Genomic DNA, 22768 nt, shown 5'->3' with positions numbered 1-22768 from the left:
CAAAGCCGCTACAAACGAAGCAAAAACAAATTAAAAAACAAAACGGAATAACGCACTAATCATTAATTCCGCACTCTTTATTACACCCCCGAGTGGCAATCATTTCCGCCCTAGGTTCAAAAAAGACAGGAGTGTGAAGATGGTGAGTTCCCTGAGCGCCTTCCTCGGCGAAATTGGCCGGCACCAATTGTTGACCCCTGAGCAGGAGTTAACCATGGGCCGCAAGGTTCAGGCCATGGTCGCGATCACAGAACGTTGCATGCTTGCCGGAGGTACGGGGCCAGCATGTAACTACAGCGAGGAGGAAAAACGCACCATCAAAAAGGGAGAAAAGGCAAAGAATCAAATGATCACGGCGAATCTGCGCCTAGTCGTCAATCTTGCCAAGCGTTATCAGGGCAAAGGCCTCGACCTTCTCGATCTGATCCAAGAAGGGACGCTGGGCCTCACCAGGGCAGTTGAAAAATACGATCCCACCAGGGGACATCGTTTTTCGACTTATGCCTATTGGTGGATCCGTCAAGGACTGAACCGGGCGCTATCCACCCAAAGCCGCACCATTCGCATTCCCGTGAATGTGAATGAAAAGCTCACCAAACTTCGCGCCGCCAAGGCTCGGCTCATGCAACGCAATGGCCAGGCCGCAACGCCCGCACAATTGGCGGAAGCCATGCAAATTTCCCGCGCCGAAGTCGACGATCTACTCGGCTGTGAACTGCGGAGCGTCACCGTGAGTTTGCAGGGGATCGTCAAATCGAAATCGGACCCCTCCGAACTTGTGGATGTGCTTCCCAGCGAAGAACTACCACCGATGGAGCAAGCCGAGATTGACGAGCGCACCGCCTCTGCTTGGACCCTGCTGGATCGCTCCAACCTCACCCCTAAAGAGCGCACCGTGGTGATGCTGCGCTTTGGCCTGGATGGCTCCAACGAATGGCGGACGTTGGCCGAGGTCGCACGCCACATGGGCTGCAGCCGCGAATACTGCCGTCAAGTGGTGCAACGCGCCCTCCGCAAACTGCGCAAGAGCGGTATCCAAAATGGCCTGATCGAAGCGCGGGTCGAGGTCTAAGGGCGAGAGTGGAGTCAGGAACCTCCGCAAGGCGCCGCAATGGCTGAGGCATCGTCATTTCATGACCACGTGGTCGATGCCGAGGTGATCGACAGCAGCGTCATCGATGAAGGCAATCTCCGCAGGCTGTTGCGCAGGGCCGGTCGGGGAGTCGCGCGACCGGCCCTGGAAGTACTCGAGCTGCTGATGGATCCAGCGACTCCACCCAAGGCCCGGCTGACCCTGCTCGCTGCCCTCACCTACCTCGTGATGCCAGCAGATCTGGTGCCGGATTTCCTGCCGATTGCTGGCTTCAGTGACGACCTTGTGGCCCTCACCGCTGTCATCGGTCTATGGCGACATCACCTCACCGATGACATCCGTCTGCGGGCACAGCGCAAACTGGATCGGTGGTTTCCTCCCGGTCAGTCCTGACCGATGCCATCGATGACTGTCTGGAACACAGCCATGGAAGACGAGCTGGTGGCCGTGTTGAAGGACTGGCTCAAACAACAGGGACGCACCCAAGCGGACCTGCGCCGCAGTCTTCGGGCCAGCTCCACGCGCATGCCCGCGCTTCTGGAGGTATTGGAGCGGGAGCATCGCCAAGGGGGACTCCCCAAACTGGCCGCAAGGCTCTGTGCCATCGAAGCGGACTGGAGCCAATCGCCCTCCAACGGGGACAGCCAATCGGAGGCAGGTTCAGCAAGCAACGACGTGGACCCCTTTGGCCAACTGGACCTGCTTCTCAGGGAAATCCGCGACGATTCCGTCAGCTGAGTTCAATCCCATGCAAAGTGTGGGCAGACGAGTGCTTGCCGTGTCTGCTGGAACAGTTCTGAAGACGTCCGCCGCCGCTCTGATCGGGCTGCAAATCGTGGCTGCCCCGCAGCTACTGGCTCAGCAAGAGACATGGCTGCTCGGCCCCGGCAGCAGCACCGGCAAAAACAGCAAAGTGGTGCCGACCGATTGCGTCGAAAACGCAGACGGCTCGGTGACCTGCAACACCAAGATCGAAAATCCTCCCGGCGACACTCCAGCGCGTCCCGGCTACGAGCCCTTCACCAACTGAACCCGACTGTGCCTTCCTCCCGTCGTGCCTGGCCCAGCTTCTTGAAGGTGGTCGACAAGGGTGAACAGGTCGTCGCCAAGGTGCTGACAGTGGTCACCGCGGTGGTGATCGTGGCAGCCCTCGGGCAACTGATCATGCGTGTCGCCATGGACCTGATCAGTCCGCAACCAGCCAACTGGCTCGGTGATGGGCTGATCAAAGTGCTGGGTGATCTGCTCACCGTGTTGATCGCATTGGAAGTGCTCCAAAACGTCACCAGCTACCTGCGCCGCCACGTCGTGCAACTGGAACTGGTGCTGGTCACAGCACTCACAGCCGTGGCGCGCAAAGTGATCGTGCTCCCAGCAGGGTCTGAGAACAAGCCCCAACTCCTGATTGGTTTGGGGCTCGCCTCCATCGCCCTCGCAGGGGCCTACTGGCTTGTGATTCGCTCCCAACCCCAAGGACGCATCGATCAGGGATCCCACCAGTAGAGCGCTAACCACAACGTGCCCGGTTCCGGGTCGGTGCGCTCCACACGATGACGCCGATGGGGTGGCAGATGCACCCCATCACCCACACACAGATCAAGGGTCTGGGCTGGATCAGCCACCCTCAGGCGGGCGCTGCCCCGCAGGAGCGTCAACCATTCATGCTCACGCTGGTCATACCAAAACCCATCAGCACTCTGGGCCGCACAGGAGTGAATCAACTCCAAACGCCAGGACTCCCCCGCATGAAGAATGCGGACGTGTTCCGTTCCCGGTGGAGGCAGGCTGCCGCGCAGCAAAGGATCCACCACCGTTGCCCCTGGGGGAAGTGCCTGGCCCTCAGGCTGACGTTCTAGAGGGGGAACCCATACAGGCTGCTCACCCCAGCGCCGACCGATCTCGTACCCCCAGACCCTGGCGAGCTGGACCACCTGGTTGTGGTCCGAACAGGCAGCAAAGGCAGCACGACGGGCAGGGTCCTGCTCCAGCAAGGCAACCAAGGCATTGAGCTGCTGCACCTTCTGCAGAAAACGCTGCAGATCGACTTCCGCCACGAGTCACCTGGTCTCTTTGCTGTGATCCTGACAACAGACAGGAATCATGCAACGCAGCGACTGTGGCAGTTGTGCAAAAGCAAGGTGATGACGGCTGCGAAAAGCGTCCTTTCCATCGGAGAACTGGAAGCCGGCTTCCCCAGTTACTGCCTGGCACTGCGAACACTTGTGACCCAAGGAAAGGATCAACGCATTATTGAACGAACACGCTGCTGGGATTATCTGCAGCGCTTACACACCAGCCTGCCCCGCGAGTACCGATCGCCCGCAGACCTCTTGGCTCGCTATCAACGCTCACTCCAGGCCTAAAGAGCAGAATGAAGAGCTTGCTGCCTTGATTGCATGATCCGGAAGGCCAGTCGTTCCATCCAATTGATCACCAAGCTGCTGCACACCATTGCCTCACTTGGGATCGTGCTCGCCACCTTGGCAATCTTTCCCGGAGTGAGTCCCGTGCTGGCCACCAGTGGCCAAGAGTTGTTCAGCAACCATTGCGCCGGATGTCATGTCAATGGCGGCAACATCATTCGCCGCGGCCGCACCCTCAAGCTCGCCGCACTCAAAAAGAATGGCCTCGATGACCCCGACGCCATTGCCCGCGTTGCTCGCGAAGGAATCGGACAAATGTCGGGCTATGGCGATGTGCTTGGGGTGGGCGGCGACGAACTTGTGGCCGCCTGGATCTGGGAACAGGCTCAGAACGCTTGGATCCAGGGGTAAACCTCTAGAGCCGTCCAAATGCCCTCTCGCCAATACACATCCTGTTCAAGCAGATCACGAATCTGTGCGATATCAGTCCCTTCGAAAATTCCGAAAACATGGGTGCTGCCTTCGGTTGGGCCAAGCGTGATCAACGTACCTTGATCTTGAAGAAGCTTTAGGCGCCCCAGATGCTCATCACGAAAGGGGGTGCGTTTTTCCAGAGCGTTCTCGCAGTAAGTACCCCAAAGAACAAAACGAGCCATGGATGCTGAATGCTCCAACACACACTGAATATCTCCTTGAGAATGGCACAGTGGCAGGATTGAAGGCTATGTTTATGCCGTAGATCTTCTTTTTCCACGATCATGCTCACAGGGAGTGACCTGCTCAATAAGGTCAAAGAACTGGGCGATGTCAGTAAATCCGATCTCGTCAGGGCCTGCGGCTACGTTTCGGGCAAGAAGGACGGCGGCGAGCGTCTCAACTTCACCGCTTTCTATGAAGCGCTTCTCGAAGCCAAAGGTGTGAATCTGGGCATCGGCGGTGGTGCCGGTGTTGGCAAAGGTGGCCGCAAGCTTTCCTACATCGCAACTGTTCAAGGCAACGGCAATCTTCTCATCGGCAAGGCATACACCGCCATGCTCGATCTCAAAGCCGGCGATGAGTTTGAGATCAAGCTCGGCCGTAAACAGATCCGCCTGGTTCCTGTCGGCGGCAGCGAAGAAGACGAAGAGTGATTCAGTCGGCAGCGCTTCTGAGCTGCCGGCAGAATTCACCTGCTTGGGCGGCAGCGGAGTTGGGCTCCGTTGCCGCAATTCGCTTCACCAAAGCACTGCCCACAATGGCGCCATCCGCGCCCCAGGATTTGACCTGAGACACTTGTTCGGGGCCTGAAATACCGAAGCCCACAGCAACAGGAATCGGGCAGCAGGCTTTCAGATCAGCTACCAATGACGACACACGCCCCTCAAGGCTGGAGCGCTCACCTGTGACGCCCGTGACGCTCACCAGGTACGTGAAGCCGCGGCTGGCCGCTGCGATTCTGCGCATGCGATCGGCAGGGGTGGTGGGCGCCACTAGGAGCACCAGATCGAGGCCCTCCGCCTGGGCAAGGGGGGAGAGGCGTTCGGCTTCCTCCAGCGGGAGATCAGGAACCACCAGCCCTGCTGCACCGGCGGCGGCAGCATCGGCAAAAAACTGCTCAGCCCCGCGATTCAACAGTGGATTGCTGTAGGTGAACAGGATCACCGGAATTGTGAGCTGTCCCTTGAGGCCAGCCAACATGTCGAGCACCCGATCCGGGGTTGTGCCCGCTGACAGCGCCCGATAGGCGGACGCCTGAATGACCGGGCCATCAGCAAGGGGGTCGCTGTAGGGGATGCCGAGTTCGACCATGTCAGCCCCCTGAGCCTGAAGACTGAGGAGAACCTCTGCCGTGGTGCTGAGATCAGGGTCGCCAGCCATCAGGAAAGGCATCAGAGCCATCCGCCCTTGCTCCCGCAGGCTGGCGAAGCGTGCCGCAATGGGTGACAGAGAGTCTGTTGCGGTCACTGCAGGGGTGGTCATGGGGCCAAGAATGCTGATTCAGCGCAGCAGAAGCACTGCGGGAGCCTACGGGTCTGAGGTGGCTTCGGGCGAGAGCTGCTCCAGAAGCGCTTGCTGCTCCTCCGGGCTCAAGGCATCAAACCGCGCCTGAAGCTCGTCGTCGGTCAATTGGTCGTAACCCTTGCGGTAACGGCGACGCTGCTCCATATAGGTCATCTTGCCGGTGACGACACGGAACAGATAAGAGCCCGTCCAGACCACCACGATCACAATCAGCACCGCTTCAGCAGCGATGCCGGCGGACGCATCCTCAAAACCAAGCGCAGTGAATGCGCCGTAACCCACACCACCAAGCACCAGCACCAAGAGGCCGATGAGGAGAACGTTCAAACGGGTCAACGGTTCAGACCTCGCCTTGACCTTGAAGCCGGAAATTGAGGAAGGGAGCAAACACGATCATCCCGGGAAAGAAGAGAAACACCATTCCGTAGATGCCGAGGCGCTCCACCTTGCCCATGCGGTGCCAGCGCTTGTTCATCCAGAAATAAAGAGCCAGGGGCACCACCACCAGATAGAGGCCACCCAGAAGGGCATAAGCGGCAAGCACGAACAGCGTCTCCGTACTGGCCATGTTGGTGAGGGCTTCCGGCAACACATCACTCCCGCTGGATGGCTGAAATCTAAGATGCCGCGAAGAGCACTGACAGGGCTCTGACCGCCGGGGGCATGGCGGAATTGGTAGACGCACGCGACTTAAAATCGTTTGGGCTGTAAAGCCTGTGGGGGTTCAAGTCCCCCTGCCCCCACTGCTTGATCCAGAGCCGCATCGGTTAAGGCATTGCCGGATGCTGCACGCCACGGGTGTTGACGTGAATGGCGTACATCGCCGTCCAGGCGCAGATGAACAAACGGTTGCAGTGTTCCCCACCAAAACAGAGATTGGCGACCCGTTGAGGCGTGCGTAGGCGGCCGAGGCGATGACCATCAGGCGCAATGCAGTGCACGCCATCGCCTGCGCTGCTCCAGACATGGCCCTCTTCATCCACGCAGATGCCATCGGCGTAACCCGGACTCACCTGGTGAAACAACCGCGCCTCGCCAAGGGCACCACCACCATCCTCCACATCGAACACAAGGATGCGGCGTTCTGGATCGGGATCATCCGGTGCCCCCGTATCGACCACATACAAGAGCGATTCATCGGGAGAGAACGCCAAACCATTGGGTCCAACCACCTGCGATGGCTCGGTCATCGCCGTCAAAGATCCATCGTTGGGATCAAAGCGATAGACCCTGGCCGGCTGGCGAGAACTGCGTCTCCCACCCTCGTAATCGTTAATCAGTCCGTACAGCGGATCACTGAACCAGATCGTTCCATCGCGTTTGACCACCACATCGTTGGGGGTATTGAGGGGTTCTCCGCGATGGGAATCGACAAGGCGCACCACCCGGCCGCTGTGCTCGGTGCGCAGCAAAGCCCTCTCGCCATGACTACAGGTCAGCAGCCGTCCGTGGCGATCTCGGGTCTGCCCATTCGGGAAACCGGCTCGATGGCGGAAGACACTCAGCCCGTGGTCTTCATCCCAAGCCAGGATCCGGTCATTGGGAATGTCTGAGACCAGGAGCCGGTTCTGATCTCCGATCCATACCGGCCCTTCCAACCAACGACACCCCTCAAACAACACTTCCATCTGAGCGTTGAACAGCAACAGATCGTGGAAGCGGGGGTGATCCGCCGCGTACTCAGTGTCGACGAAGCTGGACTTGGAAACAGCCATCCACCAGCGCCGATTGCTTTCAGGCTATTCAGGCAATCCCTGTCTGAGCAACGGACGAGATCGCGGTGATCCTCCAAGGGAGGGTGTCACCACCATGGAACAGCACGGGAGCCTGATCGTCTGGAAGGGGGCCCTCATCCGCTGACGGAGGGAAGGGGCCGACGAGACGGGCCGGCACATCAAGGGGCGTGCGTTCCAGGGTGACGGTGCCGGAATTGAGGGGTAGGCCGTAGAAACGCGGGCCAAACTCGCTGGCGAAGGCTTCGAGCTGATGCAGGGCCTCTTCCCGCTCAAACACGGCGGCGTAGCTCTCCAGGGCATGGAGAGCATTGAAGATGCCGGCACAGCCACAGGCTGATTCCTTGCCGGCCCGGGGGTGCGGGGCGGAATCGGTACCCAGAAAGAAGCAGGGTTCACCACTGGTGGCCGCTTTCACCAGAGCACGACGGTGGGTCTCGCGCTTCACAACCGGCAGACAGTAAAAATCGCTGCGCAATCCGCCGGCAAACATGGCGTTGCGGTTGAGGTGGAGATGGTGGGGAGTGATCGTTGCCGCCAGCAACGGACTACGCCCCGACACGTAATCCACGGCTTGTGCCGTGGTGATGTGTTCGAGCACCACCTTCAGCCCTGAATAACGCTCGCGCAGCGGAATCAGGTGCCGCTCAATGAACACCGCCTCACGGTCAAAGATATCGATCGCGGAATCGGTGACCTCGCCATGGATGAGCAACGGCATGCCCAGCGCTTCCATCCTTTCCAGCACGGGAGCGATCGTGTCGAGATTCGTCACCCCCGCCGCTGAGTTGGTGGTGGCATTGGCGGGGTAAAGCTTCGCGGCCGTGAAGACCCCAGCTCGGAAGCCTTTCTCCAGCACTGCCGGATCAAGGTCATCGGTGAGATAGGCCGTCATCAAGGGTGTGAACTGCGCACCGTCTGGCAGGGCGGAGAGGATCCGCTCGCGGTAGGCCAGTGCTGCCTCAACCGTGGTGACGGGCGGCTTGAGGTTGGGCATCACGATGGCCCGCGCAAACACCCGGGCCGTGGCCGGAAGCACCGCCTGCAACATCGCCCCATCACGCAGGTGCACATGCCAATCGTCGGGACGACGGAGTGTGAGGCGAGACGGAGCTTCAGTCACAAAGCCAGGGGAAAAGATCAGTTGAGGCCGGCGACCGCCCGGCGCAATGCATCACAACGGTCAGTGGTAATGCACTCCTCAGGAATCAGCTCTAGCAACCTCAGCTTCTCGAGGCGACGACGGGTGACACCAGGCAGAAGCACCAGATAAACCTGGCGACCCACTTCAAGGGCTTCCTTGATGGCATTTTCAAGGGCCAAGGAGGCCGTCACGCCCAGGTGAGACACCTCGTGGAGGTCAAAAATCACGGCTTCACACTCGCCAATGGCGTTGTGCTCGCGGGAAATGGCCTTCGCCACCCCGAAAATCATCGGCCCCGCCAACTGGAACAACAGCACTCGGCCTGAGGCATGGTCAACCAACTGCTGCTCATCAACCGACAGCTCCACGTCATCGTCCGTTGTGCTGATCGTCTTCACGCGCTTCGACTGCAGAGCGCTCATCCGGTCGATGGTGAGCACGTTCGCCACAAACACACCAATGCCCACAGCGGCGATCAGATCCACCAAAACAGTGAGAGCAATCACCCCGTAGGTGATCAACGCTGCCTTGACCGACAGGTGATGGGCCCGGCGCAGGAAGTCCCAGTCGATGATGTCGATACCCACCTTCAAGGCGATCCCGGCCAAGACCGCCAGAGGAATCATGGAGGCAAGGGGAGCGGCGACCAGCACCACCACCATCAGGATCACAGCCCGGATGATCCCGGAGAGAGCTGAGCGACCGCCCGCCTGGATATTCACCACTGTGCCCATGGTGGCGCCGGCGCCGGGGAGACCACCAAAAATTCCGGAGGCGATGTTGGCCAGCCCCTGCCCCACCAGCTCTTTATTGGAGTCGTGCTCGGTGCGGGTGAGGCTGTCAGCCACCACCGAGGTGAGCAACGCATCGATGCATCCGAGCATGCCCAAGACAGCCCCATCCACCAGCATCAAACTCAGCTGCCCTCCGTCAAAGCGCGGCATCTGGGGGCTTGGCAATTGCGCAGAGAACTCACCAATGACAGCGAGATCCAGCTCCTTGGGCAAAAGGATGTAGAGCAAGGTGCCCACCACCAACGCCAGCAGCTGCGGAGGGCAGAACCGCTTCACGACGCCTGGCGTGAACCACAGAATCGCAACAGTGACGACCGCCAGAGCCAGCTCCGGACCATCAACCTTGCTGAGCAGTTCAGGGATTCGAACGATGGTCCCTTTCACCCCTCCTTGGGCTTCTTGGCCAAGAAAGGCGGGTAACTGCAGGATCACCAGGATGGCCCCGATCCCCGACATGAAGCCCGAGATCACCGTGTAGGGCATCTGGGTGACATAACGCCCCAGGCGGAAGACCCCAAAGAGGATTTGGAATAAACCCGCCAGCATCACCACCGTGAAGGCCATGGCCAGACCGGTCTCCTTGTCTGGAGCCGTGGCGGTGAGGCTGATGATTACCGAAGTGAACACCACGGTCATTGGACCTGTGGGTTCGGAAATCAGCGTGGGAGTACCCCCAAAAAAAGCAGCCACCAGGCCAATGATCACGGCACCCCAAAGCCCGGGGCCCGGGTCACCGGTGGCCGCAACACCGAAAGCAAGCGCCATCGGCAGAGCCACCACCGCCGCCGTCAGACCACCAAAGGCATCGCCTTTGATGGTCTGGGTGCTGATGCGATTCAGAAGCACTGAACCCCTAATAAACAGACTCGGAAATGTTAGGCGGCTCCAGCCTGCGACAAGTTCCCTTCCAATCAGCATTCGCAATCCATCTGTGGTAGCAGAATCATCGCATCAAGCGGTTCTGCGATGCCTCCCTTCTTGCTGTCAGCCCTTGAAGTGCTGGTGGGCATTGCACTGCTGTTTGGTGGCGGCGAGCTGTTTGTGCAAGGGGCGGTCACCCTGGCGCTGATCTTCGGGATCCCCCAGCTGGTGATCGGACTCACCGTGGTGTCGCTGGGCACTAGCGCCCCCGAATTTTTCGTGAGCATTGGCTCTGTGCTTCAGGGCTCCGATGCCCTGGCCGTCAGCAACGCAGTAGGCAGCAACATTTTCAATGTGATGGTGGTGCTGGGGAGCAGTGCTCTGGTGCTGCCCCTGAAGGTGGAGAGCCGGTTGGTGCGACGGGATGTTCCCCTGCTCCTGGCCGTATCGGCTGCGGTCTGGGGCATGGCTTCGACAGGCAGGATCACCTGGCAGTCGGGCGTGGCCCTGCTGCTGGCCCTGGTGATCAACACCATCTGGGAGATCCGCACTGCGCGGGAAGAACCCGAGGAGATGGAAAACGCCGAGCCTGAGATTGATGCCGAAACCGCGGATGAGGGCTGGATCAAGGCATCGATCCGCCTGTTGGGTGGGATTGTGGTGCTGGGCTTTGGAGCCCAGCTCCTGGTCAAAGGCGCCAGTGCAGCCGCATTGCAGCTGGGGGTGAGTGAAGCCGTGATCGGTCTGACCATCGTTTCGGCTGGCACCTCGATGCCCGAGCTGATCACCTCGTTGGTGGCAGCACTGCGGGGCCGCACCGACCTGGCGATCGGCAACGTGGTGGGCAGTTGTCTACTCAACCTGCTATTGGTGCTGGGGGGCGGCGCCATTGCCGCCGGAGCCCGTGGGCTCCAGGTGAGCCCTGAACTGATTAGCGACGACATCCCAGTGATGTTGCTCACCTGCTTGGCCTGTTTCCCGATCTTCTGGACGAAGGGATCCATCTCCAGGTTGGAGGGAGGACTGTTGGTGGGGCTTTACTGCGTTTATATGGTCGACAACGTGCTGCCCAGAACCCAGCTGGCCAGCTGGAGCGATGAATTCCGCCTGGTGGTGCTGTGCCTGGTGCTGCCAGCGGTGATGGTGATCATCAGCACGCAGGCGCTGATCTACTGGCGTCAACTGAAACGCCACCGCACCGGCGGTTGATCAGGCGATTTCGACAAAACTCATCAGGAAGGATGACCACGCGTTAGTTGCTGGACATCCTGAAAGGGTTATTCGTCGGCTTGCCGATGCTCGGGCTGCTCCCGCCCCTCAACGACAAGAACCTGCCCTGGCTCGACGTCATTCATCCCATCGTCGTCCATTTCGTGATTGCGATGGCGCTGATCAGCGTTGTGTTCGACCTGATTGGCGTCGTCACAGGACGCCGCAACTTATTTGAGGTCAGCTTCTGGAATCTGTTGGTGGCGACGGTGGCGATTTTCGTCGCCATCATCTTTGGCCAGATTGAAGCCGGGCTTGCCAGTCCTTACGGAGCGGCCCGCGACATTCTCAACATCCACAGCACGATCGGCTGGTCCCTCGCCGGCGTACTGGGGTTGCTGACGGGTTGGCGTTTTGTGGTTCGCCAGAAGGACCCCAACCGTTTACCTGGAGGTTTTCTGGCCGTCGACAGCCTGCTGGCTGCCCTTGTCGTTGTGCAGGTCTATCTCGGCGACAAGCTCGTTTGGATTTATGGACTGCACACCGTGCCCGTGGTGGAGGCCGCCCGCAGTGGGGTGCTGTCATGAGCAGCACCTGGATCGGGCTCGGGCTGATCAGTTCGCCGATCAATGAGATCGCTGACCGACTAGGGCCCAATGACCTGCCTTATTCGATTCCGATCCACCCGAATCTGGTGCACTTCACCATCGGGTTGTTTGCCATCGGCATCGCCTTTGATTTCGCAGGCGCGTTCTACCCCCTTGAGAAACGGGTGTTCCGCTTCCTGGCGTTGCCAGTAACACGGGTCGGCTTCCACGACGTGGGCTGGTACAACGTGCTCGCCTGCAGCGTGATCAGCTTTTTCACGGTGGCCGCAGGCTTTTTTGAAATGCTTCTAGCGGTCCCCCTGCCGGGCGTACGCAGTGTGTTGGGGCAGAACGCGATCGACACCATGCTTTGGCATGCCGTCGGTGGGGTGGCTCTGCTGCTGATCATCGTGGCAATGACCATCTGGCGGGCCTATGAACGCTTCGTCTGGCGCCGGGAGTTGGGGCGTCAGGTGAGTTGGCTGTATTTGGCTTGCGGCACTGTTGTGCTGTTGCTGATGGGTCTGCACGGCAGCCTCGGCGCCTGGCTGGCCAGTGAGTTTGGGGTGCACATCACTGCAGACCAACTGCTCGCCGCCGGTGCTGACCTAGGGGAGGTGCTGCCATGAGATGGGTTGTGATCGGCCTCTGCACCCTGCTCAATCTGGTGTTGAGCGTTCAGGTAGCCCACTGGTCGGTCGACTGGCTCCCGGTGGCGGCCTCGACCGCAGCCCCCTATGTGGACGGCTTATTCAGCCTCGAAGTGGGCATTGGCTGCTTCATCTTCGTGGGTTGCGTCGGCTTCATCCTCTGGTCGGTGCTGTTTAACCGGGCCGAGAAATACGACGAGAGCGACGGCTTACCCATTGAAGGGAACACACGCCTGGAAATCACCTGGACGGTGATTCCGTTTGTGGTGGTGATGGCTCTGGCCTTCTATTCCATCCATGTCAATGAGCAGCTGGCCTCGCTCGGACCACAAACCAAATACGACGTGGCCGCCGATCAGGCCCCCGGAGCTGTGGCGGTTGCCGATACCCGTCGGGATTTCGGCCCAATCGGTGTGATGGCTCGCCAATGGAGCTGGGAATTTGTTTACCCCAATGGTGTGCGCAGCTCCGAGTTACACCTGCCCATTGATCAGCGCGCCAACCTTCAGCTCAGCTCCGCCGATGTACTCCACAGTTTTTACGTCCCGGCCTTTCGGCTCAAACAAGACATCATTCCGGGCAGCGTGATCTCCTACAGCGTCACGCCGACGCGCGCAGGCACCTACCGCCTCAGAGATGCCATGTTCAGCGGCGCCTATTTCTCCCATAACCAGACCCACGTGATCGTCGAGTCGGAGGAGACATTCAACCAATGGTTAGAACACAGCGCCTCTCAGCCACTGGTTCCAGGCCTCAGTCCAGCGACACCTCTTTACGCACAACGCCTTGCCAAGGGGGACCGGGGCTGGGCCACGGTCCCCCCGGCATTGCCACCGATGGTCAATGACCCCGGCACCCCTGAAGCGCCCCACGACGCCTGACCCGCATGACCACCACCAACTATGACCCGCGGGTGCTCAAAGCGCCGCATCCGGTGCCCGGCGCACCCGACAACTGGAAGCGTTTTTTCAGCTTCAACACCGATGCCAAGGTGATCGGCATTCAATACATCGGCTTGGCGCTCTTCTTCCTACTGGTGGGTGGCCTTCTGGCGATGGTGATGCGTGGCGAACTGATCACGCCACCCTCCGATTTGGTCGATCCGAGCGTCTACAACGGCCTCTACACCATGCACGGAACAGTGATGCTGTTCCTGTTTCTATTTCCCGTTCTGAATGGATTCAACAATCTGTTGATTCCAACCATGATCGGCGCACCCGACATGGCTTTCCCAAAGCTAAATGCCGCGGCCTTCTGGCTCGTGCCAGTGTTTGCGGTGGTGCTAATGGCCAGTTTCTTCGTGCCTGGTGGCCCTGCATCAGCCGGGTGGTGGTCCTATCCCCCAGTGAGCATTCAGAACCCATTGGGGCATTTCATTAACGGCCAGTTCCTCTGGATCCTGGCCGTGGCCCTCTCGGGGATCTCATCGATCATGGGTGCGATCAATTTCGTCACCACGATCATCCGCATGCGTGCCCCGGGGATGGGGTTCTTTCGCATGCCGGTGTTCGTCTGGACCGCCTGGGCGGCCCAAACCCTGCAACTGGTCGGACTGCCAGCGCTCACCGGCGGCGCGATCATGCTGCTGTTTGATCTCAGCTTTGGCACCAGTTTCTTCCGTCCCGAAGGAGGTGGAGACCCGGTGCTCTATCAACACTTTTTCTGGTTCTATTCCCACCCTGCGGTCTACGTGATGGTGCTGCCGGTGTTTGGCATCTTCTCGGAGCTGATCACCGTTTATTCACGCAAGCCTTTGTTTGGCTATCGCTTTGTGGCCCTTGCCTCCTTTGTGATCACCTTCCTAGGGCTGATTGTGTGGGTGCATCACATGTTCTATTCCGGCACCCCCCAGTGGATGCGCAATCTGTTCATGGTGACCACCATGCTGATCGCCGTCCCCACAGGGGTGAAGGTGTTCGCCTGGCTGGGCACCCTGTGGGGAGGAAAGATCCGGCTCACCACCCCGATGCTGTTTGTGTTGGGTGGGCTGGTGAACTTCATCTTTGGCGGCATCACCGGAGTGATGCTCGGCACCGCCCCGATCGACATCCACGTCGGTAACACCTACTTCGTGGTTGCCCATTTCCACTACATCATCTTCAACACCATCGGCTTCGGGATCTTCGCGGGCCTCTACCACTGGTTCCCCAAGTTCACCGGCCGCATGTTCTACGAAGGTCTTGGGAAAGTGCACTTCGCCCTGACCTTCATCGGCGCCACCCTCAACTGGCTTCCCCTCCATTGGGCAGGACTGATGGGGATGCCGCGCCGCGTCGCGTCCTACGACCCGGAGTTCGCCCTCTGGAATGTGATCGCCAGCATCGGCGCCTTCATGCTTGGCGTTGCCTCAATCCCCTTCATCCTCAACATGGTCAGCTCCTGGGCCCGCGGCCCCAAGGCGCCTGCCAATCCATGGAAGGCCATCGGACTGGAGTGGTTGCTTCCCTCTCCCCCTCCAGCCGAGAACTTCGAAGAGGACGTGCCCACGGTGATCAATGAGCCCTATGGCTATGGGTTGGGACGTCCTCTGGTGAACGACGAGGAGTACTACGTGCGTCGCGCACAGGAGGCCTAATCCCATGACCACAGCTCAACCTGAGAGCCCCCTGAATCACACCCCTGGGCACATCCAACATGACGGCCACAACCTCACGGGGTTCGTCATCTTCCTCTGCTCCGAAAGCATCATCTTTCTGGCCTTTTTTGCCGGATTTGCCCTCCTGAAAATCACCGCTCCCGAATGGCTCCCTGAGGGAGTCGAGGGTCTCGAGACCCGGATGCCCCTCATCAACACAATCGTGCTGGTGAGTTCCAGCTTCGTGGCCTACTTCGCCGAACGCCAGCTGCATCACCGCAACCTTTGGGGCTTCCGTGGCTTCTGGTTGCTCACGATGGCGATGGGCACCTACTTCGTGTATGGCCAATACGTCGAATGGTCAGAGCTGGCCTTCACGCTCCAGAGCGGTGTCTTCGGAGGAACCTTCTATCTACTCACCGGATTTCACGGCCTGCATGTGATCACCGGGATCCTGCTGATGGCACTGATGCTGGTGCGCTCATTCCGCACCGACAACTACGCCAAAGGCGAGATGGGTGTGGCATCGGTGAGCCTCTTCTGGCACTTCGTGGATGTGATCTGGATCATCCTCTACGTGCTGATTTACGTCTGGCAACGCACGAACTGACCACCTTTCTTCGACGACCATGATCATCGACGATCTCCACTACGACGTGATCATTATCGGCAGTGGAGCCGGTGGCGGAACCCTTGCTGGTGCCCTGAGCCGGCAGGGCCGCAACGTGTTGGTGTTGGAGCGGGGCGGAGCGATGGCCCTGGCCGATCAGAACGTCGCCGACGTGGATCTGTTCCGCAAAGACCGATACCACCCCCGCCAGGAGCGCTGGTTCGGGCCCGATGGAGATCCGTTCGCTCCGCAGACCATGTATGCCCTCGGGGGCAACACCAAGATCTGGGGCGCGGTGCTCGAACGCATGCGTGAGCGCGACTTCAGTGACCTGCCACTACAGAACGGCATCTCACCGGCATGGCCATTCGACTACCAGGAGCTAGCCCCCTATTACGACGACGCGGAAACCCTGTATCGGGTGCATGGGACGAGCGGTGTTGATCCCACCGAGCCACCGCGGTCAAGCCCCTTTGGGGAGCCTCCCCGCCCCTTGGTGCCCTTTCTCGAGCCTTTGCGAGAGGCATTACAACGCCAAGGCTGCCAGCCTTACGACATTCCACTGAGCTGGTCGGACGATGCCGACGACCCCACAGGGGACTCCCAGCTCTTTGGCCTCGCCCTTGGCGATGAGGACCATCTAACTGTGCGCAGCGAAGCCAGGGTTCTGCGGCTGCATGTGAACCCCAGCGGCCGAGCCGTCAAAGGGGTCGAAGCGGACGTCGCCGGAGATCTGTGGCTGTTTTCCGCCGACCTCGTGGTGCTGGCGGCCGGCGCCATCAACTCACCGGCCATCCTGCTGCGTTCCAGCAACGACCGCCATCCCCGTGGTCTCAGCAATGGCTCCGATCAGGTGGGGCGCAACCTGATGAACCTGCAGCTGACTTCAATCCTGCAGCTCGCGACTGAACGCAACGACGGTCGTTACCCGCGCTCGCTTGGGATCAACGACTACTACTGGGGCGACAAGAATGTGAGCTTCCCGCTCGGACACATCCAGACCGCTGGTGGCGTGCTGCAGGATGCGCTGTTTGCGGAATCGCCTCCGGTGCTGTCGCTGGTGAGCAAGCTGATTCCCGACTTTGGCCTGGAACGACTGGCCTCGCGCTCCGTGGCCTGGTGGGCCATGACCGAAGTCTTGCCCGACCCCCACAACAAGGTGTGGCTCCACCACGATCAGGTGCGCATCAACTATCTGCACAACAACCGGGAAGCCCACGATCGCCTGGTTTACCGCTGGCTTGACACCCTCAAAGCCGTGGAGGCGGACCCCATCACCAAGGTGGTGAGCCAGGCTCCTACCCATCCCCGCGGCGAAGCACCCATGAGCGTGGTGGGCTACAGCTGCGGCACCTGTCGGATGGGAACAGATCCGGCCTCCTCCGTGGTGGACGCGGATGGCCGCTGCCATGAGCTCGACAACCTCTACATCGCCGACACGAGCGTGTTTCCCAGCTGTCCGAGTGTGGGCCCAGGACTCACTACCATTGCCCTGGCCCTCCGTCTGGGCGAGAGCCTGGGCCGGCGCCTGGACGGGTAACAGCTGCGCCGGCTTCCATGGTTTTGCCAGGTTGGCGGGATAATGAGCGCCCGACGACTCACCCCATGGTGACGAACTCTTCTGCCACCGAAGGGTGCAACGCCATCGTGCGATCGAAATCCGCCTTGGTCGCTCCCATGCCGATGGCAATCGCCGCCATCTGAATGATTTCAGCGGCGTGTTCGCCCACCATGTGACAACCGAGCACCCGATCGCTGGTGTTGTCGACCACGAGCTTGAGCAGACAGCGGGGACCACGCTTGGGCAGAGCCTGAGCCATCGAACGGAAGCGGGCGCGATGCACCACCACCTGATCAGCACCCAGACGTTCGACGGCTGCCTCTTCACTGAGGCCCACCGTGGCCAGCTCCGGCTGACTGAACACGGCACTGGCCACCAAGTCGTGGTTGACCTGTCGATGAATCCCGCCAAAGGCAGCATCGGCAAATGCACGCCCCTCATCCACCGCCACGGGCGTCAGACAGATCCGGTCGGTCACATCACCGACCGCATGAATATGGGGCACGTTGGTGGCCTGGTCGGCATCCACTGGCACACGATGGCCTTCCACCTGCACACCAGCAGATGCCAGATCGAGGCCATCCAGGAAAGGGCGGCGGCCCGTGGCCAGCAGCACCCCACCACACGGCAACCGCTCACCACCATCGGTGCAAACCACCAAATCTCCGGGTGACCCCTCGATCGCCGTCGGTGCCGTGCCAAAGCGCAGATCGATCCCCTTTTCAACCATCCCCTCCTGGACCGCATCGGCCAGCTCGCGATCAAAGCCACGCAGCAGGTGATCCCGCCGCACCAGCTGCGTCACGTCAACGCCAAGCCCCCTGAGGATGCAGGCGAACTCACAGGCGATGAACCCAGCGCCGACAATCACCACCCGTTGCGGGTAGCTCTCCTGCAGAAACATTTGATCACTCACCCAGGCCAGATCCGCCCCGGGGATCGACGGTCGACTGGGCTGACCGCCAACGGCGATCAGGATGCGGCTCCCCTGCAACACCTCTTCCCGCTCACCATCACCGTCACGACGCACAGCAATCCGATGGTCGTCCAGAAAGCGTCCCCAGCCCCGCACCAGGGTCACCCCCGCTTTCTCTAAGAAAGAGATGTGAAGGGCATTGAGCCGATCAACCTCATTGCGGACGTTGTTCAACAACACCGATGCGTCTTGTTGCGCGGCGGTCACGGTGACTCCGTAGCTGGCCGCATCCGCCAACTGCTCCTGCACCTGGGATCCGTACACCAGCAACTTCTTGGGCACACAACCGCGGATCACGCAGGTCCCGCCGACCCGATCCCCCTCCACAATCGCCACCCGCGCCCCATGGCGGGCCGCCCGCTTCGCGGCAGCAAGCCCCCCGGAGCCTGCCCCAAGCACGATCAGATCAAAAGATGCGGAATCAAGGTTTTGCGCCACGGTCGCCAGAGCCAGAACCATCTCAACTCGGGCATTGTGCACGTGCTCCAGAGAACTGTGAGAAGTTCAACCGTGTTGACGATGGCGATTGCAGACACAGCATCGCTCCGCATGGGGATTGATGCGATCGGTGGGCTCTGACACGCCAAAGCCAATCAATCAGGCCATAGTGGCGACGAATTCAGAGCTCAGCCCCCTGCATCTCGCTCAGTACGACCGCATTCCCAACCCCAACGACGGCTACACGTTGTTCGAGGTCGATGTGCAGCGCCTGCAGCCAACCCAGATGTGCATCGGACTGGCCGAAGTGCGCAGCCGGCAACGGGATTTCCTCAACGACAGCGAGGAGGAGCGTCAGCGTTACCTACGGACAAAACCTGTGCCGCTTGTGCGCAACCGCAGCGGCGCGCTGTGGATGGTCGACCGTCACCATCGCCTAAGGGCATTGCTGGAGATGGATCCCACGATCACCACTTTCGGCTACGTGATCGAAGAGCTCGACACCGACGATCGCCAGGGAGTGCTGCAACACCTGCAACAGCGCGGATGGCTCTATCTGTTTGATGGTCGCGGCACTGGTCCCCACGCCCCAGAGTCACTGCCGACCAGCCTGATGGGTCTTCAGGATGACCCTTACCGAAGCCTGGTGTGGAAACTGAAGAAGGAGCGAGCCATCAAGCCGCAGCCCCTGATCCCATATCACGAGTTCCGCTGGGGAGCCTGGCTGCGCAGCCGTCCACTGCCCCCCTTCAGCTCAGCGCAATTGGAACCGGCACTGCCTGCAGCCCGCCATCTTGTTCGCTCATCAGGTGCTGCCCATCTGGCCGGCTGGACAAGAGAGCGCTAAGTGCCGCTGATTAGCGCTTTTTCCTTGAATCGATCTGCAGCAGGTCCTTGACCTTCTGCACCTGACTGGCGAGCTGGGGGTCAGACGACAACTTCTTCTCAACCTGCTCGATGGCATACATCACGGTGGTGTGATCCTTGCCACCGAACGTCTCACCGATGCGCGGCAGGCTTAGATCAGTGCCCTGACGCATCAGAAACATGCCGACCTGGCGGGCCTGACTAACAGTACGGCGCCTGCTACTGCTGCGCATGTCATCCGCACTGACATCGAACACCTCAGACACCTTGTCGATCACTTGCTGGGGCGTGACCTCCACCCCCTGACCGCTGGGGTCAAGCATCGGCGCCACCGATTCGACCGTCATCGGCAGACCGGTGATCGAGGCAAACGCCACAGCACGGGTCAAAGCGCCTTCCAGCTCGCGAATGTTGGACGTGAAACGACCGGAGAGGTACTGGATCAGATCACGGGGCAGCGAGACCTTCTCCTGCTCAGCCTTCTTCTGAAGGATGGCCATCCGAGTTTCCAGGTCAGGGGCCTGGATGTCAGCGATCAATCCCATCGAGAAGCGGGAGATCAAGCGTTCCTGCAGCCGGGGGATCTGACTTGGGGGGCGATCGCTCGCAATCACAATCTGACGCCCAGCTTCATGCAGGGCGTTGAACGTGTGGAAAAACTCTTCCTGGGTGTACTCCTTGCCTTCAATGAACTGAATGTCGTCCACCAAGATCAGATCCGTGGCCCGATAGCGATCACGGAAGGCCTGCATGCCGTCTTTGCGGATCGCCACAATCAAGTCGTTGGTGAACGTCTCCGTGGAGACGTAAGACACCCGGGCATCTGGGTCGATCTCGAGGCGGTAGTGGCCGATGGCCTGCATCAGGTGGGTCTTGCCCAGGCCGACACCACCGCAGATGAACAAAGGGTTGAACTCACGCCCCGGGGATTCGGCCACCGCCAAAGCAGCCGCATGGGCCATGCGGCTGTTGGGCCCCACCACGAAACGATTGAACACGTAGCGCCGATTGAGGCCTGGGAGACGGCGAGGAGCTCGCGTCTGGCCAGGGGAGGGGACGGCCACAGCGCTCGCGCTTGCATCACTGGCCATTGCAACAGGTGCGGGTGCAGGTGCCGCCTGCACCGGAGTGGATGCAGCTCCCTCCTGATCCTCCTGACGGGCCTCCACGGTGACCTGCACAGGCCTGCCAATGATGTCGGTGGCCAGCTCGGTGATGGTGCTCAGATAGTGCTTCCTGAGCCAGTTGCTGGCAAAACTGTTGGGGGCCTGAAGACACAGCTCACCGTCGGAGAAGCTGCTGCAACGCACAGGCCGCAGCCAGGTTTCAAACGTCGGCTTGCTGAGGCTGCCCTGAAGAGCGTGCTGCACCTTGTTCCACAGCTCACTCCCGCTCAGCAACGTTCTGAACCCCCCATGCAGATGGGAAATCTACGCTTGTCTCCGGGCGAGCCCTGTCTTTCATGAGACGCTGTCAGAAATCCTTTTGATCTCATGGCCTGCGCCGCTCATGACCGAAAGCTGCGCCCCCTGTCCTGGCTGGGGATCAGCCTGATTGGCCTCAGCCTCAGTGGCTGCGATGCGAACTGGAAGCAACGGCTGGGGATCGCTCCTGAGCCCACTCCAAGCAAGCTGCCCCAGGTCAGCGACGGCCCCAGCGCACCGCCGCTCAAGCCGGGACGGAACGTGATCGTGTCAGCAGTGGACCGGGTCGGTCCCGCCGTCGTGCGAATCGACACGATCAAACGGGTCAGCAATCCTCTGGGGAACCTGTTCGGTGGCGCTCCGGCGATCCAGCAGCAGCAGGGCCAAGGGTCTGGATTCATCACCCGCTCCGATGGTCTGATCTTCACCAATGAACATGTGGTGGAAGGAGCGGATCGGGTGTCGGTCACCCTTCCAGACGGGCGCAGTTTTCGCGGCAAGGTGCTGGGGGGGGATCCGCTCACTGACGTGGCGGTGGTGAAAGTGGTGGCCGAGAAGCTGCCCGTGGCGCCACTCGGAGACTCCAACGACCTCAAACCAGGCGAATGGGCAATCGCCATCGGCAACCCCCTGGGACTCAATAACACCGTCACGGCAGGCATCATCAGCGCCGTGGATCGCACCAACGCGCTTGGCTCAGGCCAGCGGGTGGCTTACATCCAAACCGATGCAGCGGTGAATCCGGGCAACAGCGGCGGGCCACTGATCAACGCCTCCGGTCAGGTGATCGGCATCAACACCGCGATCCGCAAGGCACCGGGCGCCGGACTCAGCTTTGCCATTCCGATCAACCAGGCCAAGCGCATTGCCCAGCAGATCATCACCACCGGCCAGGCATCGCACCCGTACATCGGCGTGCGACTGCAAAGCCTCACACCCCAGCTGGCGAAGGAAATTAACGCCACTAGTTCCCGCTGCCGCGTGCCGGAAACCAATGGCGTGATTGTCGTTGAGGTGGTGGACAACAGCCCCGCCTCCCGAGCAGGCATCAAGGCCTGTGATCTGATCAAGTCGGTCAACGGCAAGCGCGTGAAGGACCCATCCGAAGTGCAGTTGGCCGTCGACGGTGGGAGGGTGGGCGAACCCATGCCCCTGACCGTGGAACGCGACGGAGCCAGCGAGAAGCTGTCCGTGCGTCCGGCTGAACTGCCACGACAGGATTGACCAAGACGCCTGTCGACCATCAGACCCGTCCCGTTCTGGTGGTGATGAGCCGCTGGCCGGCCTTCGGACGTTGCAAGCGCCGGCTCGGGGCCACGATCGGTCCCAGTGCAGCCGCTGCAGTACAGGCCCGGTTGCGCTTGCATACCCTCGCCGTCGCCACCTCCCTGGCCGACGACGGCATCCTCGAGTTGCAAGTGGCAGTCAGTGGATCGGGGCTCAACCCTCACCGGAGAGTCCAAACCCGTCACCCCATCCATCACCTGCATCTCCAAGGGGAAGGAGACCTGGGTCTGCGCATGCGGCGACAACTGCTGAAGGCCCGCCGCGGCCGGGTTTCGCCACCGCTACTGATCATCGGGACTGATCTACCCGACCTATCGCGTCGGGATCTCTGCTGCGCCATCGATGCCTTGACGCACCATGATTTGGTGGTGGGGCCAGCCAGCGATGGTGGCTACTGGCTCCTGGGGCTGGGCCCCGCGCTGGCTCGGTCATGCCCGTCCTGGCTGTTCGCAGGACTGCCCTGGGGCAGTGAGAGCGTGCTGGCGATCACCCGCGAGCGGGCACATCGCAAAGGCCTCACACCGTTTCTATTGCGGGAGCACAACGACATCGACCGCGTGGAGGACCTCAAGCCTTGGCTGGCCTGAACGCCGTC

General features: G+C 60.6%; 28 protein-coding genes and 1 tRNA gene. 19 read left to right on the top strand and 10 right to left on the bottom strand.

Features of this window, described 5'->3' with window-relative positions; translation table 11 throughout:
• Positions 1-139: 139 nt before the first annotated feature.
• The 5 genes from RS9916_RS01800 to RS9916_RS01780 are packed head-to-tail and all read left to right on the top strand — an operon-like array spanning position 140 to position 2596.
• Positions 140-1072, top strand: a complete 933-nt coding sequence (locus RS9916_RS01800; RefSeq protein WP_007097466.1) for a sigma-70 family RNA polymerase sigma factor — start codon at positions 140-142, stop codon at positions 1070-1072.
• Positions 1073-1111: 39 nt separating this feature from the next.
• Positions 1112-1486: a YkvA family protein gene (locus tag RS9916_RS01795; RefSeq protein WP_007097465.1), complete on the top strand. Its 375-nt coding sequence runs from the start codon at positions 1112-1114 to the stop codon at positions 1484-1486.
• Between the two features lie 12 nt (positions 1487-1498).
• Positions 1499-1831 carry a hypothetical protein gene (locus tag RS9916_RS01790; protein ID WP_007097464.1) on the top strand — a complete coding sequence of 111 codons (333 nt, stop codon included), beginning with the start codon at positions 1499-1501 and terminating at the stop codon, positions 1829-1831.
• A gap of 10 nt (positions 1832-1841) precedes the next feature.
• On the top strand, positions 1842-2123 hold the full coding sequence (locus RS9916_RS14260; protein ID WP_007097463.1) for a hypothetical protein: 282 nt from the start codon (positions 1842-1844) through the stop codon (positions 2121-2123).
• 8 nt (positions 2124-2131) lie between these two features.
• Positions 2132-2596 carry a phosphate-starvation-inducible PsiE family protein gene (locus RS9916_RS01780; protein ID WP_007097462.1) on the top strand — a complete coding sequence of 155 codons (465 nt, stop codon included), beginning with the start codon at positions 2132-2134 and terminating at the stop codon, positions 2594-2596.
• On the opposite strand, the gene RS9916_RS01775 is transcribed toward RS9916_RS01780, so the two are convergent.
• The gene (locus RS9916_RS01775; protein ID WP_007097461.1) at positions 2578-3147 is read right to left on the bottom strand and encodes a Nif11 domain/cupin domain-containing protein; all 570 of its coding nucleotides are present in this window, start codon (positions 3145-3147) and stop codon (positions 2578-2580) included. The two genes, RS9916_RS01780 and RS9916_RS01775, sit on opposite strands and share 19 nt — an antisense overlap.
• An 87-nt stretch (positions 3148-3234) precedes the next feature.
• Here RS9916_RS01775 and RS9916_RS01770 point away from each other — a divergent pair, with 87 nt between their 5' ends.
• Both RS9916_RS01770 and RS9916_RS01765 read left to right on the top strand, forming a co-directional pair.
• Entirely contained in the window at positions 3235-3456 is a 222-nt protein-coding gene (locus RS9916_RS01770) for a DUF3136 domain-containing protein (RefSeq protein WP_038024016.1), read from the top strand.
• A 33-nt stretch (positions 3457-3489) separates the two neighbouring features.
• Positions 3490-3867, top strand: a complete 378-nt coding sequence (locus tag RS9916_RS01765; protein WP_007097459.1) for a c-type cytochrome — start codon at positions 3490-3492, stop codon at positions 3865-3867.
• On the opposite strand, the gene RS9916_RS01760 is transcribed toward RS9916_RS01765, so the two are convergent.
• Complete coding sequence (locus RS9916_RS01760; protein ID WP_007097458.1) at positions 3843-4112, bottom strand: YciI family protein; 270 nt, start codon at positions 4110-4112, stop codon at positions 3843-3845. The genes RS9916_RS01765 and RS9916_RS01760 overlap by 25 nt on opposite strands.
• A gap of 102 nt (positions 4113-4214) precedes the next feature.
• On the opposite strand from RS9916_RS01760, the gene RS9916_RS01755 reads away from it, so the two are divergent.
• Positions 4215-4586: an AbrB family transcriptional regulator gene (locus RS9916_RS01755; protein ID WP_007097457.1), complete on the top strand. Its 372-nt coding sequence runs from the start codon at positions 4215-4217 to the stop codon at positions 4584-4586.
• Between the two features lies 1 nt (position 4587).
• Here the strand turns inward: RS9916_RS01755 and trpA are convergent, their stop codons facing one another.
• From trpA to RS9916_RS01740, 3 genes are read right to left on the bottom strand one after another with little or no spacing between them, the layout of a single operon-like run.
• On the bottom strand, positions 4588-5415 hold the full coding sequence (gene trpA / locus RS9916_RS01750) for a tryptophan synthase subunit alpha (RefSeq protein ID WP_007097456.1): 828 nt from the start codon (positions 5413-5415) through the stop codon (positions 4588-4590).
• A 45-nt stretch (positions 5416-5460) separates the two neighbouring features.
• Entirely contained in the window at positions 5461-5793 is a 333-nt protein-coding gene (locus tag RS9916_RS01745) for a DUF3007 family protein (protein ID WP_007097455.1), read from the bottom strand.
• Between the two features lie 4 nt (positions 5794-5797).
• Positions 5798-6025: an NAD(P)H-quinone oxidoreductase subunit L gene (locus RS9916_RS01740; RefSeq protein ID WP_038024011.1), complete on the bottom strand. Its 228-nt coding sequence runs from the start codon at positions 6023-6025 to the stop codon at positions 5798-5800.
• Positions 6026-6114: 89 nt separating this feature from the next.
• On the opposite strand from RS9916_RS01740, the gene RS9916_RS01735 reads away from it, so the two are divergent.
• Positions 6115-6200, top strand: a tRNA-Leu gene (locus RS9916_RS01735).
• A gap of 24 nt (positions 6201-6224) precedes the next feature.
• On the opposite strand, the gene RS9916_RS01730 is transcribed toward RS9916_RS01735, so the two are convergent.
• The 3 genes from RS9916_RS01730 to RS9916_RS01720 are packed head-to-tail and all read right to left on the bottom strand — an operon-like array spanning position 6225 to position 9974.
• Positions 6225-7172: an SMP-30/gluconolactonase/LRE family protein gene (locus RS9916_RS01730; RefSeq protein WP_007097453.1), complete on the bottom strand. Its 948-nt coding sequence runs from the start codon at positions 7170-7172 to the stop codon at positions 6225-6227.
• Positions 7173-7200: 28 nt separating this feature from the next.
• Positions 7201-8313, bottom strand: a complete 1113-nt coding sequence (gene pyrC / locus RS9916_RS01725; RefSeq protein WP_007097452.1) for a dihydroorotase — start codon at positions 8311-8313, stop codon at positions 7201-7203.
• Between the two features lie 17 nt (positions 8314-8330).
• A complete protein-coding gene (locus RS9916_RS01720; protein WP_007097451.1) occupies positions 8331-9974 on the bottom strand; it encodes a SulP family inorganic anion transporter in 1644 nt (547 codons plus the stop codon).
• A 120-nt stretch (positions 9975-10094) separates the two neighbouring features.
• Here RS9916_RS01720 and RS9916_RS01715 point away from each other — a divergent pair, with 120 nt between their 5' ends.
• The 7 genes from RS9916_RS01715 to RS9916_RS01685 all read left to right on the top strand — a co-directional run bounded on the left by RS9916_RS01715 (position 10095) and on the right by RS9916_RS01685 (position 17160).
• Positions 10095-11198 (top strand): calcium/sodium antiporter, encoded by a 1104-nt coding sequence (locus RS9916_RS01715; RefSeq protein WP_007097450.1) that lies wholly within the window; start codon positions 10095-10097, stop codon positions 11196-11198.
• A gap of 86 nt (positions 11199-11284) precedes the next feature.
• Positions 11285-11785, top strand: coding sequence for a DUF2231 domain-containing protein (locus RS9916_RS01710; protein ID WP_038024009.1), 501 nt, complete (start codon positions 11285-11287; stop codon positions 11783-11785).
• Positions 11782-12414 carry a DUF2231 domain-containing protein gene (locus RS9916_RS01705; protein ID WP_007097448.1) on the top strand — a complete coding sequence of 211 codons (633 nt, stop codon included), beginning with the start codon at positions 11782-11784 and terminating at the stop codon, positions 12412-12414. The genes RS9916_RS01710 and RS9916_RS01705 overlap by 4 nt, the downstream gene beginning before the upstream one ends.
• On the top strand, positions 12411-13316 hold the full coding sequence (locus RS9916_RS01700; protein ID WP_007097447.1) for a cytochrome c oxidase subunit II: 906 nt from the start codon (positions 12411-12413) through the stop codon (positions 13314-13316). The genes RS9916_RS01705 and RS9916_RS01700 overlap by 4 nt, the downstream gene beginning before the upstream one ends.
• A gap of 5 nt (positions 13317-13321) precedes the next feature.
• On the top strand, positions 13322-15010 hold the full coding sequence (locus tag RS9916_RS01695; protein WP_007097446.1) for a cbb3-type cytochrome c oxidase subunit I: 1689 nt from the start codon (positions 13322-13324) through the stop codon (positions 15008-15010).
• A gap of 4 nt (positions 15011-15014) precedes the next feature.
• Positions 15015-15620: a heme-copper oxidase subunit III gene (locus tag RS9916_RS01690; protein ID WP_007097445.1), complete on the top strand. Its 606-nt coding sequence runs from the start codon at positions 15015-15017 to the stop codon at positions 15618-15620.
• Positions 15621-15639: 19 nt separating this feature from the next.
• Positions 15640-17160 carry a GMC oxidoreductase gene (locus RS9916_RS01685; RefSeq protein ID WP_007097444.1) on the top strand — a complete coding sequence of 507 codons (1521 nt, stop codon included), beginning with the start codon at positions 15640-15642 and terminating at the stop codon, positions 17158-17160.
• Between the two features lie 58 nt (positions 17161-17218).
• Here the strand turns inward: RS9916_RS01685 and gorA are convergent, their stop codons facing one another.
• Positions 17219-18616 carry a glutathione-disulfide reductase gene (gorA, locus tag RS9916_RS01680; protein WP_007097443.1) on the bottom strand — a complete coding sequence of 466 codons (1398 nt, stop codon included), beginning with the start codon at positions 18614-18616 and terminating at the stop codon, positions 17219-17221.
• Between the two features lie 100 nt (positions 18617-18716).
• Here gorA and RS9916_RS01675 point away from each other — a divergent pair, with 100 nt between their 5' ends.
• Positions 18717-19442, top strand: a complete 726-nt coding sequence (locus RS9916_RS01675) for a ParB-like protein (RefSeq protein ID WP_007097442.1) — start codon at positions 18717-18719, stop codon at positions 19440-19442.
• Between the two features lie 10 nt (positions 19443-19452).
• On the opposite strand, the gene dnaA is transcribed toward RS9916_RS01675, so the two are convergent.
• On the bottom strand, positions 19453-20862 hold the full coding sequence (dnaA, locus tag RS9916_RS01670) for a chromosomal replication initiator protein DnaA (protein ID WP_007097441.1): 1410 nt from the start codon (positions 20860-20862) through the stop codon (positions 19453-19455).
• A 93-nt stretch (positions 20863-20955) separates the two neighbouring features.
• Here dnaA and RS9916_RS01665 point away from each other — a divergent pair, with 93 nt between their 5' ends.
• Together RS9916_RS01665 and RS9916_RS01660 are read left to right on the top strand one after the other, a co-directional pair.
• Positions 20956-22110 (top strand): trypsin-like peptidase domain-containing protein, encoded by a 1155-nt coding sequence (locus RS9916_RS01665; RefSeq protein WP_007097440.1) that lies wholly within the window; start codon positions 20956-20958, stop codon positions 22108-22110.
• Positions 22107-22760 (top strand): TIGR04282 family arsenosugar biosynthesis glycosyltransferase, encoded by a 654-nt coding sequence (locus RS9916_RS01660; RefSeq protein ID WP_007097439.1) that lies wholly within the window; start codon positions 22107-22109, stop codon positions 22758-22760. Before RS9916_RS01665 ends, RS9916_RS01660 begins: the two co-directional genes overlap by 4 nt.
• Positions 22761-22768 lie beyond the last annotated feature (8 nt).

Source organism: Synechococcus sp. RS9916 (assembly GCF_000153825.1).
GTDB lineage: Bacteria > Cyanobacteriota > Cyanobacteriia > PCC-6307 > Cyanobiaceae > Synechococcus_C.
Note: the sequence above shows the minus strand (reverse complement) of the source record. Positions and strands in the feature narration are given on the sequence as shown.

Excerpts from the sequence above, each read along its gene's own strand:
- RS9916_RS01800 (WP_007097466.1), top strand. The coding sequence starts at position 140 with ATGGTGAGTTCCCTGAGCGCCTTCCTCGGCGAAATTGGCCGGCACCAA.
- RS9916_RS01795 (WP_007097465.1), top strand. The coding sequence starts at position 1,112 with ATGGCTGAGGCATCGTCATTTCATGACCACGTGGTCGATGCCGAGGTG.
- RS9916_RS01790 (WP_007097464.1), top strand. The coding sequence starts at position 1,499 with ATGACTGTCTGGAACACAGCCATGGAAGACGAGCTGGTGGCCGTGTTG.
- RS9916_RS14260 (WP_007097463.1), top strand. The coding sequence starts at position 1,842 with ATGCAAAGTGTGGGCAGACGAGTGCTTGCCGTGTCTGCTGGAACAGTT.
- RS9916_RS01770 (WP_038024016.1), top strand. The coding sequence starts at position 3,235 with ATGACGGCTGCGAAAAGCGTCCTTTCCATCGGAGAACTGGAAGCCGGC.
- RS9916_RS01765 (WP_007097459.1), top strand. The coding sequence starts at position 3,490 with ATGATCCGGAAGGCCAGTCGTTCCATCCAATTGATCACCAAGCTGCTG.
- RS9916_RS01760 (WP_007097458.1), bottom strand. The coding sequence starts at position 4,112 with ATGGCTCGTTTTGTTCTTTGGGGTACTTACTGCGAGAACGCTCTGGAA.
- RS9916_RS01755 (WP_007097457.1), top strand. The coding sequence starts at position 4,215 with ATGCTCACAGGGAGTGACCTGCTCAATAAGGTCAAAGAACTGGGCGAT.
- trpA (WP_007097456.1), bottom strand. The coding sequence starts at position 5,415 with ATGACCACCCCTGCAGTGACCGCAACAGACTCTCTGTCACCCATTGCG.
- RS9916_RS01740 (WP_038024011.1), bottom strand. The coding sequence starts at position 6,025 with ATGGCCAGTACGGAGACGCTGTTCGTGCTTGCCGCTTATGCCCTTCTG.
- RS9916_RS01730 (WP_007097453.1), bottom strand. The coding sequence starts at position 7,172 with ATGGCTGTTTCCAAGTCCAGCTTCGTCGACACTGAGTACGCGGCGGAT.
- RS9916_RS01715 (WP_007097450.1), top strand. The coding sequence starts at position 10,095 with ATGCCTCCCTTCTTGCTGTCAGCCCTTGAAGTGCTGGTGGGCATTGCA.
- RS9916_RS01710 (WP_038024009.1), top strand. The coding sequence starts at position 11,285 with ATGCTCGGGCTGCTCCCGCCCCTCAACGACAAGAACCTGCCCTGGCTC.
- RS9916_RS01705 (WP_007097448.1), top strand. The coding sequence starts at position 11,782 with ATGAGCAGCACCTGGATCGGGCTCGGGCTGATCAGTTCGCCGATCAAT.
- RS9916_RS01700 (WP_007097447.1), top strand. The coding sequence starts at position 12,411 with ATGAGATGGGTTGTGATCGGCCTCTGCACCCTGCTCAATCTGGTGTTG.
- RS9916_RS01695 (WP_007097446.1), top strand. The coding sequence starts at position 13,322 with ATGACCACCACCAACTATGACCCGCGGGTGCTCAAAGCGCCGCATCCG.
- RS9916_RS01690 (WP_007097445.1), top strand. The coding sequence starts at position 15,015 with ATGACCACAGCTCAACCTGAGAGCCCCCTGAATCACACCCCTGGGCAC.
- RS9916_RS01685 (WP_007097444.1), top strand. The coding sequence starts at position 15,640 with ATGATCATCGACGATCTCCACTACGACGTGATCATTATCGGCAGTGGA.
- gorA (WP_007097443.1), bottom strand. The coding sequence starts at position 18,616 with ATGGTTCTGGCTCTGGCGACCGTGGCGCAAAACCTTGATTCCGCATCT.
- RS9916_RS01675 (WP_007097442.1), top strand. The coding sequence starts at position 18,717 with ATGCGATCGGTGGGCTCTGACACGCCAAAGCCAATCAATCAGGCCATA.
- RS9916_RS01665 (WP_007097440.1), top strand. The coding sequence starts at position 20,956 with ATGGCCTGCGCCGCTCATGACCGAAAGCTGCGCCCCCTGTCCTGGCTG.